The sequence below is a fragment of the Henriciella pelagia genome (assembly GCF_002088945.1).
GTDB lineage: Bacteria > Pseudomonadota > Alphaproteobacteria > Caulobacterales > Hyphomonadaceae > Henriciella > Henriciella pelagia.
The window spans coordinates 230755-246100 of the sequence record NZ_NCSU01000006.1; the positions used below are offsets into that span (position 1 = coordinate 230755).

At 59.8% G+C, this 15346-nt stretch carries 10 protein-coding genes; 6 read left to right on the top strand and 4 right to left on the bottom strand.

Going from position 1 to position 15346, the window contains the following annotated elements; all coding sequences use genetic code 11:
• Window positions 1–65: 65 nt before the first annotated feature.
• The gene (locus tag B8746_RS02275; protein ID WP_084391603.1) at window positions 66–2255 is read left to right on the top strand and encodes an ATP-binding protein; all 2190 of its coding nucleotides are present in this window, start codon (window positions 66–68) and stop codon (window positions 2253–2255) included.
• Between the two features lie 14 nt (window positions 2256–2269).
• Here B8746_RS02275 and uvrB read toward each other — a convergent pair whose 3' ends face one another.
• A complete protein-coding gene (gene uvrB, locus B8746_RS02280) occupies window positions 2270–4471 on the bottom strand; it encodes an excinuclease ABC subunit UvrB (RefSeq protein ID WP_084391604.1) in 2202 nt (733 codons plus the stop codon).
• A gap of 130 nt (window positions 4472–4601) precedes the next feature.
• On the opposite strand from uvrB, the gene B8746_RS16940 reads away from it, so the two are divergent.
• Complete coding sequence (locus B8746_RS16940) at window positions 4602–4937, top strand: hypothetical protein (protein ID WP_143434504.1); 336 nt, start codon at window positions 4602–4604, stop codon at window positions 4935–4937.
• The gene (locus B8746_RS02290; protein WP_084391606.1) at window positions 4891–5622 is read left to right on the top strand and encodes an HNH endonuclease; all 732 of its coding nucleotides are present in this window, start codon (window positions 4891–4893) and stop codon (window positions 5620–5622) included. Before B8746_RS16940 ends, B8746_RS02290 begins: the two co-directional genes overlap by 47 nt.
• Before the next feature lie 334 nt (window positions 5623–5956).
• Here the strand turns inward: B8746_RS02290 and B8746_RS02295 are convergent, their stop codons facing one another.
• Window positions 5957–6802, bottom strand: a complete 846-nt coding sequence (locus tag B8746_RS02295) for a hypothetical protein (protein ID WP_143434505.1) — start codon at window positions 6800–6802, stop codon at window positions 5957–5959.
• A gap of 164 nt (window positions 6803–6966) precedes the next feature.
• Between B8746_RS02295 and B8746_RS02300 the strand changes: the two genes are divergently transcribed.
• The gene (locus B8746_RS02300; RefSeq protein WP_084391608.1) at window positions 6967–8382 is read left to right on the top strand and encodes a tetratricopeptide repeat protein; all 1416 of its coding nucleotides are present in this window, start codon (window positions 6967–6969) and stop codon (window positions 8380–8382) included.
• 3 nt (window positions 8383–8385) lie between these two features.
• Here the strand turns inward: B8746_RS02300 and B8746_RS02305 are convergent, their stop codons facing one another.
• Entirely contained in the window at window positions 8386–10773 is a 2388-nt protein-coding gene (locus B8746_RS02305; RefSeq protein ID WP_084391609.1) for a transketolase, read from the bottom strand.
• A 68-nt stretch (window positions 10774–10841) separates the two neighbouring features.
• The gene (locus B8746_RS02310) at window positions 10842–12041 is read right to left on the bottom strand and encodes an FAD-dependent oxidoreductase (RefSeq protein WP_084391610.1); all 1200 of its coding nucleotides are present in this window, start codon (window positions 12039–12041) and stop codon (window positions 10842–10844) included.
• Window positions 12042–12227: 186 nt separating this feature from the next.
• Here B8746_RS02310 and B8746_RS02315 point away from each other — a divergent pair, with 186 nt between their 5' ends.
• Together B8746_RS02315 and B8746_RS02320 are read left to right on the top strand one after the other, a co-directional pair.
• Window positions 12228–14873 (top strand): M14 family metallopeptidase, encoded by a 2646-nt coding sequence (locus tag B8746_RS02315; protein WP_084391611.1) that lies wholly within the window; start codon window positions 12228–12230, stop codon window positions 14871–14873.
• Window positions 14874–14938: 65 nt separating this feature from the next.
• Window positions 14939–15268 (top strand): hypothetical protein, encoded by a 330-nt coding sequence (locus tag B8746_RS02320; RefSeq protein ID WP_084391612.1) that lies wholly within the window; start codon window positions 14939–14941, stop codon window positions 15266–15268.
• The last annotated feature ends 78 nt before the right edge of the window (window positions 15269–15346 follow it).

Consider the following 15346-nt stretch of genomic DNA (forward strand, 5'->3'; position numbering starts at 1 on the left):
CCTCGGGGGCACTCGTTGTCCGTAAAGTGTGTAGCAAACAGTCCTGCGGTTTGAGGAATACAAATATGGAACGCGTCACAGTTAGCTTCGAACATTGTTACGGTATCAAGAAGATGGATGCCGAATTCGATTTTTCGAAGAAAGCCGCGCAGCTAATCTATGCTCCAAACGGTGCCATGAAATCGTCGTTCGCGACGACATTCTTGGATCATAGTTCTTCGTCGGATTCACGAGACCGAATTTACCCAGATCGCCCAACGAAACGTGCCATCTTCGATCATGAGGGCAATGAGTTGTCGGCGGACAGCATCTTTGTTGTCCAGCCTTACAATGCTGAATACCAATCTGGCCGTGTTTCAACTCTTCTAGTGAATAAGGAGCTGAAGGAGGAGTATGACGCCATTCTCAAGAACATTCGAGAAAAAGAAGAAGCCCTAATTTCAAAAGTCAAAAAGGATGCGGGCGTTCGGTCAGGCATCGAAGAGATCATTTCAACAGTGATTTCGAAGAAGCCCGACAATCTGTTGCGGTCGCTAGAGCGCGTACGAGCCGAAGTCAACGAAGAGGAATTTGATAGCTCGCTAGACGGCATCAAGCTTGGCTCACTTTTTAACGACAAAGTAGAAAGCTTTCTAGCCGATCCCGACATTAAGGCCGCACTGGAAGATTACACGGCGACATATGACTCCCTGCTCGAGAAGTCCCGATTTTTTCGCAAAGGAGTGTTTAACCACTATCAAGCCGGAGAGATCGCTAAGCAGCTGAAGAACCATGGATTTTTCCAAGCTGATCACAAGGTGTATCTCAACTCCAACGGCGAGGAAACTAAGGTTGAGACCGAGAAGGAACTTGAGGAACTGATCTCCCAAGAGCTGGAGACCATTCTTTCGAGCAACGCCTTGAAGTCTCAATTCGAAAAGATCGACAAAAAACTCTCCAATAGAGAACTACGAGAGTTCAGAGAGTTTCTGCTACAAAATCAGATGCTTATTCCGCGCTTTAAAAACGTGGAAGTGTTCAAAGAAGATTTGTTGAAGTCATACTTAATGCTGCACAAGGACGAGTTTAATGAACTGATGGAAGAGTTCGCAGTCGGCAAGAAACGTCTCGATGAAATTACAAAGGAAGCGTCTGACCAAGCCACACAGTGGCAAGAAGTGATCAACATCTTCAATCGCCGTTTCTCTGTCCCTTTCAAGGTTAGCATCGAAAACAAGCAGGATGTAATTCTAAAGCGCGCTACTCCGAACATCGGATTCACTTTTGAGGATGGTTCCCACGAGACTGTAGTCGTGGACCGTTCGAAGCTTGTTGATGTACTGAGCAATGGCGAACGACGAGCTCTCTATATCCTCAATATTATATTTGAAGTTGAGGCGCGCAAGAGCGACAGCGTCGAAACTCTATTCATAATTGATGATATTGCTGACTCATTCGACTACAAGAATAAGTACGCGATTGTTGAATACCTTTGCGATATTCTCGCCGAGCCACATTTTCGCCAGATCATCCTGACGCACAATTACGATTTTTATCGAACGGTTTGGAAGCGCTTAGACTTAAGTGGCGCAAATTTCCACATCTCCAAAACCGCAGAGAAAATCGAGTTGTCGAAAGAGACCATGTACAGTGATCCATTTGAAAAATGGAAAAAAGCGGCAAACAATTCGGCCAAGCAGGATGCTCTACTCGCTATGGTTCCCTTTGTTCGGAACTTGGCCGAGTATTGCGGCTTCGAAGAGGAATACAAAAAGCTCACAAGTCTGCTGCACAGAAAAAGTGACAGCGACACCATCAAGATATCTGAGCTGTTGGCGATCTATTCTAAGGTTTTAAATGGAAAAGAATTTGAAACCGAACTTCCGTCAGATTCTTTGGTTGTCCCTCTCATATTGAAAACCGCCAACGAAGTAGCCGGAGCTCCTGAAACGGCTTTAGATCTCGAGAAAAAAGTAGTGCTTTCTATAGCTATTAGACTGATAGCCGAAAAGAAAATGATAGAGCTAATCAATGACGCTGATTACGTTGCCGGCCTCAGCAGCAACCAGACGGCCAAGTTACTCAAAAGGTTCAAAGAAAAAATCGGACACGATGCATCGTTCCAGCCGCTCACGGCTTTAATGGACAGAGTAAACTTGATGACTCCGGAAAACATTCATTTGAACTCGTTCATGTACGAACCGCTCTTAGACATGTCGATAGAACATTTGTCGAAATTGCACTCTGAGTTGAAAGTTGCCTGCGAGCCAGCATAGTTGTGCAATGAGCCCTAAAGCCCCAGCTCCTCCTCCCGCAGCTTCTTCACCTCGTCCCGCAGTCTCGCCGCTTCCTCAAATTCCAAATTCGCGGCCGCTTCGCGCATCTGTTTTTCCAGGTCGGCGATGACGGCTTTGAGGTTGTGGCCTGAGCCGGGCTCCAGCGCCGGAGCCTTGTCTTCCGAGACCCCGCGCGGGAGGCGGCGGGATTTGCCGCCCTTGAGTTGCTGGGACTTGCCGCGGCTCTCGCCGAGATCCTTGAGGATGTCCGCGACGGCGCGCTTGATCGTGGTCGGCGTGATGCCGTGTTCCTCATTGTGCGCGATCTGCTTCTCGCGGCGCCGTTCGGTCTCGTCCATGGCGCGCTGCATCGAGCCGGTGATCTTGTCCGCATAGAGCACGACCCGAGCTTCCGCGTTCCGCGCGGCCCGGCCAATCGTCTGGACCAGAGAGGTCTCGGAGCGCAGGAAGCCTTCCTTGTCCGCATCGAGAATGCCGACAAAGCCGCATTCGGGAATATCGAGCCCCTCGCGCAAGAGGTTGATGCCGACCAGCACATCGAACTCGCCAAGGCGCAGGTCGCGGATGATCTCGATCCGCTCCACCGTGTCGATGTCGGAGTGCATGTAGCGCACTTTGACCCCATTCTCATGGAGATATTCGGTGAGGTCCTCGGCCATCTTCTTGGTCAGAGTGGTGACGAGCGAGCGCATGCCCTTGGCCGCGACCGCCTTCACCTCGGCCATCAGGTCATCGACCTGGTTGATGTTGCCGTTTTCCTTGGTGCCGGTGACCGGGCGCACCTCCACTGGCGGATCGACAAGTCCCGTTGGACGGATCACCTGCTCGGTGAAGACCCCGCCCGTCTGTTCCAGCTCCCACGGCCCCGGCGTCGCCGAGACGTGCACGGTCTGCGGCCGCATCGCCTCCCATTCGGGGAATTTCAGCGGCCGGTTGTCGATACATGAAGGCAGGCGGAAGCCATATTCGGCCAGCGTCGATTTGCGGTTGAAGTCGCCTTTGAACATGGCGCCGATCTGCGGCACGGTCTGGTGGCTCTCATCGACGAAGACGAGGGCGTTCTCCGGCAGGTATTCGAACATGGTCGGCGGCGGCTCGCCGGGCTTGCGACCGGTGAGATAGCGCGAATAGTTCTCGATGCCGTTACAGCTGCCCGTCGCGGCCATCATTTCGAGGTCATAAGTGGTGCGCTGTTCGATGCGCTGCGCCTCGAGCAGTTTGCCATGCTTCTCGAAATGGGCGAGCGTTTCCTTCAGCTCCTGCTTGATGGCGCCGATGGCATTGTTGAGCGTCGGACGCGGCGTCACATAGTGGCTGTTCGCGTAAAGCTTGATCGCCGGCAGCTCCTGGATCTTCTTGCCGGTCAGCGGGTCAAATTCGACAATGCTCTCCAGTTCGTCGCCGAAGAAGGAGAGCTTCCAGGCGCAGTCATCATAGTGCGCCGGGAAGATGTCGAGCACGTCGCCCTTGAGGCGGAAGCTGCCGCGCTGGAAGGCGGCGTCGTTGCGCGTATAGTGCAGGCCGACCAGCTTCTGCGCCACTTCGCGCGGATCGATGCGCTGGCCTTCCTCCAGCTTGAACGTCATCGATGTGTAGGTCTCGACCGAACCGATACCGTAAATGCACGAGACCGACGCCACGATGATCACATCATCGCGCTCCAGGATCGCCCGCGTCGCCGAATGGCGCATCCGGTCGATCGCCTCATTGATGGAGGATTCCTTCTCGATATAGAGGTCCGAGCGCGGCACATAGGCTTCCGGCTGGTAATAGTCGTAATAGGAGACGAAATACTCCACCGCATTGTCCGGGAAGAAGGATTTCATCTCGCCATAGAGCTGCGCGGCGAGTGTCTTGTTCGGCGCGAGGATCAGGGCCGGGCGCTGCACCGCCTCAATGACCTTGGCCATGGTGAAGGTCTTGCCGGTGCCGGTCGCGCCGAGGAGGACCTGGTCGCGCTCGCCCTGCTGGATGCCCTCCACGAGTTCGGGGATGGCGGTGCGCTGGTCGCCGGCCGGCTCATAGTCGGACGCGACCTTGAAGCGCTTGCCGCCCTCGATCTTCTCCCACTGCCGGTCCGGCCTGTGCGGCGTCCAGTTGTCGGACGGCAGCCCGCCCGCCGCATCGCGCGCCGCGCCAGACCAGTTGAATGTCGCGCCTGCATCAGCGACGCCGGAAGAAGGGGAACGAGCCATGAACGCGAAGATGGTGCGGACGGGCAGGAAGGTAAAGGGGGAGCTGCTGACAGGGGTGTGTCAGGAGTGGTGCCGATTGTATTTATCGGAAAAACATCTTTAGATTGCAATAGTGGCCAATGGAGCGATCATGTTCGAGTTTCGCGATAGTGTTCGGGACACCGATGAAGTGATCGAGCTTCTCGAAGAAGCGGCTGGCGAGACCTGCCGGGCCATCGAACTCGCGGACGACTATCTGGTCGCGGCTATTAGTCCGTGCTTGGGGCCTGAGACAGACCGCATCCTCCACCTTTTGATCGCGGCACCTGAAATGCTGGCACTCCTGGAAGCCGTAGCCTCCGGCGATCTGCCGCAAGACTTTCGTAATCGAGCGCATGCGATAGTCTCGGCTGTTAGAGGGGAAAGCAGCCGGGAGCTGGATGGCACGTCAGAACTGGGATCGCAGAGAAGTCACGCTCGCGATTGAGCTTTACACGCGGCTGCCATTCGGGCGGCTGCATAGCGGCAATCCAGAGATTATCGCACTCGCCGGACAGATCGGGCGCACGCCGAGTGCGCTGGCCATGAAACTCGTGAATCTTGCGTCGCTGGATGAGGATTTAGACCGGAGGGGTCTTGGAAACGCATCCTCGCTGGACAGAGAGGTATGGGCGGACTTCACCGCGCATCCGACGCAATTTATTGAGCGCGCTAGGCGGATCGTCAGCGAAATCTTCTACAATGAAGCGGAGCAATCAGTTGTGCTCGAAGTCGCCGAAGGCAAGGAAGTCGAGCGCACGGTGAAAGTGCGCCAGAACCAACGGGTCTTTCGGGAGATCGTCCTCCCGTCTTACGACAATCAATGCGCTGTAATCGGTAAAGTCTCGCCAGAATTGCTGACTGCAAGCCATATCGTTCCATGGAGGGCGCGGGAAGATACGCGCCTCGATCCCCGAAACGGCATTAGCCTCAACCCGTTGCATGACCGCGCATTCGACCGCGGAATGATTTCGTTTCGCGACGATCTGAGCATGCTGGTGTCCTCGAAGATCATTGTCCCGGATCATGTCCGATCACTGTTCAACGAAGATATCCGTTTGAAACCCGCAAAATTTCGACCGCTGCCGGAGTATCTTGCATATCACAGGGATGAAGTCTTCGAGGTAAACTAGGCATTTCCCAATGCAATAAGGTTTGCTTCTCCTCTCCCGTGCACGGGGGAGGTGGGCGGCGTAGCTGCTCTGAGGAGGGAGCTACAAAATGCACTGCTTCCCCCTCCGCCCTTGGGGCACCTCCCCCGCAGGCGGGGGAGGGGGGCTTACCCTCTAACGCCTCGACTCGGATCAATCGCTACACCCGCGCTTCCCTCAGCGCCTTGTGCCGCGTTCTTTCTCGGTTCATCGCGCTAGCAATTGGGCGGGTCGTTGATGGCATGAGAACGGACGAAGCCTTTCGACTTCGCCCGTTCCGGCTGCGTTGCGTCCCCACTCGCCCGCAGACTGTCCGCTAGGCTGTTGGATTACCTAGCGGGATGGTTGCAGCGGGTGCCGCCCGCTTCTTCGGCCGCTTGCCGGCCTGCCAGCCCCATGCGCCGGCGACAATGCCCATGGCCATGCCGACGAGCCACAGCACCGAGGCTGGAACCGCTGCATAGGCTTGCGTCACGGCGCGCCAGGCGTCGCTGTCTCCCCAGACGAAGAAGCCGCTATACATGACCAGCGTTCCGATCAGGGCGAGCGTAAAGGGCAGGGTTGGCCGCCCATTGCGATAGTCCCGCCAGACCATGATGGCGAGCAGGATGACAGCGAAGCCGACAGCGATCGTCACGCCCTCGGCGAATTTCGGCAGGTCCTGCGGCCCCATGATGACAAAGCCCGGCACGTAATTATTGACGATGCGCCCGACGACCGGCCCGATCAGCAGGGTGATCGTTGCCAACATGTAGCGTGAATGGCGGTGGACATTCCGCCGGTTGCGGAGCGCCAGCGCGAAGAACAGGCAGACGAGGAAAGTGGCGACGAGGTCGGCCGGTGACAGCCGGATTCCGAACATCTGCGTGAAGATCCCGTCGCCCGTGACCATGTTCTGTGTCGTCAGCAGGCCGCCTACCGTGAAGAAGGGGATGAGCGCGAGGCTCGACAGGCCAAGCCACTTGTGCGCGCTTCGCTTGCGATTATGGATCGTCCAGTTCTGCGCCATGATGAGCACGATCCAGAGCGTTGCCGTGATGCCGTGCAGGTGATTGGCAAAGGAGGATTCCTTCAGGACTGCGAAATAGGAGGGCCAGAAGGCTGCAAAGGTCGCGATCAGGAAGGCGCCGACATAATAGTGGGCTCGTGGAAAAGGTAGCATGCTCATCTCCCGCATTGGATGACCGACAGCTGAACCCGGTCCTGCAGCGATTTCTACAGGCGGCGCGGCCGTGACCGCTCCTGGCCGCCGCCATGACCGCAATTGTCCGTTCATCTTTGCTGCGGTAGGCATCGGAAGAAGGAAGGACGTAAGGCAGGGCAGGTATGGCAACTGACAGCTCGGTTCCGGACGGCGAGCGCCTGATTGGCTGGAAGCGTATTGCGCGCCATGTCGGCTGCAGCGAACGCACCGCCCGGCGCTGGGAGGCCGAGGAAGGCCTGCCGGTTCATCGCCAGATCCATGAGGCGCGCAGCACCGTCTATGCCCTTCCGGCAGAGCTGGATGCGTGGATCCGCTCACGCGCGCCGGAGGCTGATCCGGACGCTGAGCGCACCGGGCCAAAGAGAAGCCCTGGACGGATCGCACCGACCGTCTGGCCATGGGTGGCGGGGGTCGTGATTGTCATCCTCCTGGCGCTTAATATTGGCGGCTATCTCGATCTTCGCCGCGACACAGCCGGCCCTGCCGCGCCCGGAGCCGCGCCGCTGAGCGACAATGCCAATGCGCTCGACCTCTATGAGCGCGGCCTCGCACTCTGGAAGCAGCGGGGCAAGGACCAGAACAGGCGCGCTGTTCTGCTGCTGACACAGGCTGTCGAGCAGGATGAGGATTTCGCCGAAGCCTGGGCCGCTCTCGCTTCGGCCTGGGCCACCTATCCGACCTATGACGAAACGCTCGACCTCGAAGCCTCGCTCGACAAGGCCCTGTTGGCGGCGGACCGCGCCCTCCGCCTTAACCCGGAACTGGCCGAGCCGCGTACCTTGATGGGGGAGATCGCAGAGCGCCGGGGTGACTGGCGCCGGGCCCGGCAGATCTACGAAGCTGCAATGCAGGCCGAACCGGACAATCCGACCATCCTGATCTGGGCGGCCGGCCATTTCCGCGAGGCGGGCTATCTCAGCGAGTCGCTGCGCCTTGCCGAAGCGACGCTGGAGCTTGAGTCGAACTCACCTCCTGCTCTCAACGAAATCGCCATGACCACGACCTTTTATGGCGACCGCGAAGAGGGCGTGCGCCAGCTCGATTATCTCTGGCATGAGCTCGGCCTGCACTATCCAAATCTCTGGTTCGCGCGCTGGACAACCTTCCTCTGGGAGGAAGATTTCGCGGCGATGCGCGCCTGGCTGGCCGAATGCCCGCTCGGAGAGGGATGTCGCCATTATGTTGAGGCGACCGACGTCTATGAAAGTGGCGACCCGGATCGCTATGACGCCTTCAAGACCTATATCGCCGACCAGTATGCAGCCGGCATGCCCGCTTTCCTTGCCTTCATGCTGCTCGTCCAGGGCGATGCGGACGATACCCTTCTCAGCATTGCAGAGCAGGAAAGCCGGAAAGGGCGGTTCGTGACAGCCGTTGTCATGTATGATCCGCGCCACCGCAGCGTCCGGTCCGGCCCGCGCTTCACAGAGATCACAAAAGAGCTCGGCCTCTATGAATACTGGATCGACGCCGGCCCCCCCGACTTCTGCGCCGAAGAACCAGACGCGCATGTGTGTCAGGCGCTGGCCGCGGGGTAGTGGCTAACTCCCCGCCAGCCTGATCCGGCGTCCGGCACTCAGATGCTGCGCTGCCGCGACGATGGCGTCGCTGTCAATCTGGAAGTGGCGGTGGAGGTCGGGGATGGTGCCGGTCTGGCCGAAATGCTCGACGCCGAGGGGCGCGGTCATGTGGCCGGCGACAGAGCCGATCCAGGCGAGCGTGGCCGGGTGGCCATCAGTGACGGTGATGAGGGTCGCGTCGCGCGGCACGCCCGCCATCAGACGCTCGATCTGGCTAACGGCAGTTGTATGGCCGCGCGCGCGGGCGCGGCGGGCGGCCGTCCAGCCTGAATTGAGCCTGTCGGCGGAGGTCACGGCGAGGACGCCAATGTCGCGGCGGTCATTTCCAATGCGCCCGGCGGCCTCGATGGCTTCCGGCGCGATGACGCCCTGATAGGCGATCACGACTTCGCAATTCGGCCCCGGCTTGCGCAGCCAGTAGGCGCCGTCGACGACGCCGCGGCGGAATTCTTCATCATCGCGGTTGCGGGGGCCGAGCTGTTCGATGGGGCGGGTCGAGAGGCGCAGATAGACCGAGCCGCCGGTCTCGTCGCGCAGCCATGTGCGCTCGTCGGGATCGTTCTCGCCGGAGCGCTGGAGATAGTCGAAGCTCCAGTCCATGATGATTGAAAGTTCGTCGAGGAAAGCCGGCTCGAAGCTCACAAGACCGTCCTGGCTCATCCCGATCAGCTGCGTCCCAACCGACTGGTGCGCGCCGCCTTCCGGGGCGAGTGTAATGCCGGATGGCGTGCCGACAATGATAAACCGAGCATCCTGGTAGCAGGCATAGTTGAGCGCATCGAGACCACGCGCGATGAACGGGTCGTACACAGTGCCGATGGGCAGCAGCCGTTCGCCAAAGTGCGAATGCGCGAGCCCGGCCTGACCGAGCAGCAGCATGAGGTTCATTTCCGCGATGCCAAGCTCGAAATGCTGGCCTTCTGGCGAGAATTCCCACTTCTGCGCGGACGGGATCGAGTTCTCTTTGAAGGTGTCGGAGACCTCGCGGCGGGCAAAGAGCGAGCGCCGGTTGACCCAGCCGGTAAGGTTAGTTGATGAGGTCACATCCGGCGACATGGTCACAATCCGGTCAGCGAGCTCGGACCTGGATTTGGCGAGGCCGTCGAGAATCTTGCCGAAACCGGCCTGCGTTGCGAGTTCGCGGTCATCCAGCCAGACAGGGCCGGGGCTTTTCACCTCCGGCGCAGTGTAACGGCGCATGCCGTCCTTGAAGAAGGCGGCTTCATCGAGAAAGGCCTGCAGTGCGTCCGGGTCATCGACCGTTGCGAATTTTTCCCATTCTTCGCCTTCCGGCACGCCCATCTTCTTCTGGAAGTCCGCCATCTGCGGATTGTTCATGATGCCACCATGATTGTCCTTGTGGCCGGCGAGCGGCGTGCCCCAGCCCTTGATCGTATAGGCGAGGAAGACGGTCGGCTTGTCGTCGTCAATGGCATCGAAGGCCTCGGTCAGCGTCGCGAGGCACTGGCCGCCAAGATTGTTCATCAGCGCGTCAAGCTCTTCATCGGAACGCTTGTCGAGCAGCTTGGTAACGTCGCCCTGGTCGCCAATATCGTCCATCAGGCGTTTGCGCCACGCCTTGCCACCCTGATAGGTGAGGGCGGAATAGTCGGAATTCGGGCAGGACTGGATCCACGCTTTCAGCGCTTCGCCGCCCGGCTCCCTGAACGCCTCGCGCTGCAGGACGCCGTGGCGCAGCACGACGGTGCGCCAGCCAAACGCCTTGAAGATCGCATCGATCTTTTCCCAGAGGCCTTCATGCACGACGCCGTCGAGGCTCTGGCGGTTATAATCGATCACCCACCAAGTGTTGCGAAGGTCATGTTTCCAGCCTTCCTGAAGGCATTCATAGACATTGCCCTCGTCGAGCTCGGCATCACCGACCAGCGCGACCTGCCGGCCGAGCTTCATGTCTTTCGACCATTCCTTCGCGTGGATATAATCCTGCACCAGCGAGTTGAACGCTGTCGCCGCCACGCCGAGGCCGACAGATCCCGTCGAGAAGTCGACATCGTCCACATCCTTGGTCCGGCTCGGATAGGATTGCGCGCCGCCCCAGCCGCGGAAATTCTCCAGCTTCTCGCGCGTCTGGTTTCCCATCAGGTACTGCATGGCGTGGAAGACAGGCGAGGCATGCGGCTTCACGGCGACCCGGTCTTCGGGGCGCAGCGTGTGAAAGTAGAGCGCCGTCATGATCGGCACCATGGAGGCGCAGGAGGCCTGGTGCCCGCCAACCTTGATCGCACCGTCTTCCTTGGGGCGGATATTGTTGGCGTTGTGGATCGTCCAGGCCGAGAGCCAGAGCAGGCGTTGCTCGATGGTCTTCAGCGCGTCGAGATTGGCCGTCATGAGAAACTCTTTGCGATTGCAACTATCTTGATGCCCTTCTTCGCACGGGGGCAGTCGCCCCGTCCAGATCAGTCCCGCAATCCAAGCCTGCCGAGCGGCGAACCGAATGCGCCCGTCACCATGCCCGCGAGCAGTTTCGGCGCTGGCGGAATGCGTGACAGCGGCGCAGCAAGATAGTCGCGCAGCCACGGCGTGAACCGGCCATCGCCCTGATAGACGGGCGTAAACAGCCAGCTCATCAACTGGTACAGGCCGACATGGGATTGGCGCAAGGACCGGTACCGCGCCAGGGCAAGGCTGACATCATTGGTCGCGTCCAGTGCGAGGCTGAGCGCATAGGCGTCGAGCAGCGCCATGTTCGCGCCCTGGCCAAGCTGGGGCGAGGCTGCGTGCCAGGCATCGCCAATATGCACCAGTCTCGGCCCGCTCACCGGATCGCGGTGCGTGCGATGCCTGTATCGGGCGAAGACCATCTGGTCATGACTGTTGATCTGATTGAGCAAGGCATCTGTCTGCGGCCAGAGCGCTTTGGCCTCGCTTTTCCAGCTGTCCAGCGACGCGCTGCGCCAAGCGTCGAACCGGTCAGCGCGGATCGACCAGAAATAGGTGAGGCTTTCGGGTGCGCCGTCACTCGTCTTTCCCGATGCCATCACACCTGCCATCTGCCGCGCGGCGCGGTAGCGTTGTTCCAGTGCAGCTTTCTCAAATGGGCCATCAGCAGGCCAGGGCAGGGTGGTCCACAGCGCGCCATAGGCCAGTTCGCGTTTCGGCGCGCGTGTCAGCGGTGAGCGCACGCCGAGCGCATCGATCACCAGGTTGAAGCCATCGACGAATTGGCCCGTCTCGAACCCGGTCTGGCCGGTGTGCCGGTCGACTGTCTCGACGCGCCGGGATGTCTGTAGCGACAGGCCCTCCGCCAGCGCTGACTGATAGAGCGTGTCGAACAGCATCTGGCGCTGCACGCCGAGACCGAAATGACCCGGCCGGAGCGTCTCAAACCGAACATCGAGCACGGTGCGCCGAGACGGCTCCGACCGGCCCCAGAGCCGCTCCAGACGGCTGCCAAGCTGCAAGACCCGCCCGGACAATCCCATCGCGCCCAGCACCGCAAGCCCTGTCGATTGCAGCATCAGGCCGGATCCGACCGGTCGGGGTTCGTCATACTGATCAAAAAGCGTCACGCGATGGCCCTGCCGCGACAGCAGGGTGGCCACGGCCAGTCCGCCAATCCCCGCCCCACACACCGCAATATCGAGCTTCCGGTTCATAGGTGCAGCTTGTCGTGATTGGGGGGCCGAGTCACTTCAAATACAGGCTCAGCGTTGCTGTCGCCGAAATTTGAAGCAATTGCAGTCACTGGCCAGCAATTTCACGCAGAATTGCTTGAGCTGATGTCCGCCTTGTTCTTTAGCAGGAGTGGGTGAACAGACCGGCGGGTGCCGGGGAGGGTATGAATGAAACTGATCGCGAGCCTAATGGCGGCCCTGAGCTTGTGCGGACTGGCCCATGCCCAGTCCTTCCTGGATATCAATGCCGACCCGGCGATCCCGACGCTGGAGCAGGAGATCGGGCACGCGCCGGGCGATGAGATTACGCGTCCCGAAGACGCGATTGCTTACATGGAAGCCCTCGCCGAAGCCGCGCCGGACCGGATGCAGATCACTGAGTATGCCGAATCCTGGGAAGGTCGCCCACTGATCTACGCTGTCATTTCTTCGCCCGAGAACATGACGCGGCTCGAGCAGACCAAGGCCAATCTCAGCCGTCTAGCCTCAGGTGCTCAACTCTCCGCTCAGGACCGCGCCGACATTCTGACGAGCACGCCGGCAGTCGTCTGGCTCTCCTATAGCGTCCACGGCAATGAGATTTCCGGCACCGATGCCGGTCTCGCGCTCGCCTATCACCTGCTCGCTGCCCGCGGCGATGCCATTGTGGACCAGATCCTCCGCGAAACCATCATCATCATTGACCCGATGCAGAACCCGGATGGGCGCGCCCGCTTCGTTCATTCGTTTGAAGCGGCGCGCGGCCTCGAATCCTTCGCCGACCGTGCCAGCGCCGAGCATGACGAACCCTGGCCCGCCGGCCGCTTCAACCACTACCTGTTTGACATGAACCGCGACTGGTTCGCTCTGACTCAGCCCGAAACGCGCGGCCGTGTCGCCGGCATCCTTGAATGGAACCCGGTCGTCGTTGTCGACGCCCACGAGATGAGCGGTGACAGCTCCTACTTCTTTGCGCCGGCGGCTGACCCGTTCAATCCGAACATCACCGATGCGCAGAAGGCGAAGCAGGCCTTGATCGGGCGCAATCATGCCCGCTGGTTCGACCAGCGCGGCTATGACTATTTCACCCGCGAAGTCTACGATGCCTTCTATCCGGGCTATGGCGACATGTGGCCAACCCTCGGCGGGGCCATCGCGATGACTTATGAGCAGGGTTCGGCGCGCGGACTCAAGTTCGAACGCAGCGATGGCAGGGTCCTCACCTACAAGGACGGTGTCGAACACCACTTCATCGCAACGCTTTCGACCGCCGAAGTCGTCGCCAATAATCACGATCTCTTCCTCGGTGACTTCGCAACCTATCGTCAGCAGGCCATCGCTGACGCACGCGGCGCGAGCGACCGGTATTTCATCTTTGATCTTGCTGACCGGCGCTGGCAGGCCGAGCAACTCGCCCGCCGCCTTGCCGCTCAGGACATCATCGTTCAGCGCGTCGGGCCCGGTTTCGAAGCGTGCGGCACGCGGTATCCAGACGGGGCTATCGTCGTTGACCGGGCACAGCCAAGCGGCAAGCGTATTGCTACGCTTCTGCAGAAGGAAACGAACCTGCCGGAAGACTTTGTCGATGAGCAGGAATCGCGCCGGGATCGCGGCCTCAATCATGAGCTCTACGATGTGACCGCCTGGTCGCTTCCCCTGATGGATGGTGTCACCAGCCGCACCTGTGCCCGCGCCAATTTGTCAAATGCCACCCGTATCGCCCCGGATGATGCCATTCGCGCAATCACGGCCTCTACGAGCGCCTATGGCTATGCCATTCCATGGACAGATACGGGGCAGGCGAAACTTGCTTTTGCGGCGCTGCAGGACGGTGCGTTCGGCCGCGTCACCTCCGAAGCCTTCATTGCTGAAGGGCGGTCATTCCCGCGTGGCACGATCGTCTTCCCGGCCGCTGCCAATGAGGTGGATCTCGGTGCCCGGCTGAATGCGATCGCGACCGAGATCGGCGCCGAAGTCGTGTCGCTCCGTTCCAGCTGGGTCGAGGACGGCCCGAATTATGGCAGCGACAAGTTCACGCCAGTTTCCGTCCCGAAGGTCGCAATGGCCTGGGGCGAAGGCACCAGCGCGACAGATGCCGGCGCGGCCCGCTATGTCATCGAGCGCCAGCTCGGACTGCCCGTGACGCCAATCCGTGTCCGTTCGCTCGCCCGCGCTGATCTTGACCGTTATGACGTCATCATCCTGCCATCCACCAGCTACGGCTTCGAGGGACGGCTTGGCGGCGGCGGGACAGCCGCCCTGAAATCCTATGTCCAGCGCGGCGGCGTCCTGGTCGGGTTCGGGTCTGCCGTGTCTTACCTCGCCGACGAAGATGCCGGCCTCCTTTCGACGCGGCAGGAGCTTGCCTATTCAGATGCTGAAGCCAACGGCAAGGAAGACGAGGAGGGCCCGGCAAAGGGAACTCTGATTGAGGATGATGAAGCCTATGAAGCCATTGTCGCCCACTCGCACGCTTCGCCTGAAGACGTGCCGGGTGTGCTCGCCAATGTCGTTGCAGACACTGATCACTGGCTGTCTTCAGGCTATGATGCGGCTGTCGCCCTCTACACCGGGTCCGGCATCTACCAGCCGCTCAACGCTGCAGACGGCACCAATGTGTTCCGCTTCGCGGGCGCTGATGACCTCGTTGCCAGCGGTTATCTCTGGGAGGAGAACCGCGCGCAGCTTGCCTACAAGCCCTTTGTGATGGTCCAGCCAGAGGGCGCCGGCATGGTGATCGGGTTCACGCAAAGCCCGGTGACGCGCGCCTATCTCAATGGTCTCGACCTCCTGCTCGCCAATGCGATCCTCTTCGGGCCGAGCCATACGCGGTAGTCCGTTCGGAACCTCGCCGCCGTCCTGCCCGTTTCCTTTGTGAAGCAAGTTCCAAGGAGGCCCAGATGGCAGAACGCGACATCGAACGAGAAGAAGAAGTCAGCCGTCAGCGCGGCTATGGCGAAGAGTTTCGCAAGGGCAAGGAACTGGAAAACCAGTCCACGTCCACAGCAGGCTACAAGGACGGCGCACCCGTCGCCGCACAGGCAGGCGCTGATTCGGACCTTGTCACCAACATGCAGGACGAGCGCGTTCCGAATGCCCCCAATGATGGCACGGACGACGATTCCAGCGCAGAGATCGAAGCCCGCGCCGCGCTGAAGAAAAAGCCCGACGGGCACATTCTTGAGGACGCCTATTCGGTACCGGATCCTGGCGTCGAACCGAAACAATAGACAGAAGGGCCCGGCAAACCGCCGGGCCTTTTCACGTTTGTGCCACACCCCTGATCGTGATCTTGTCACGCCCATCGC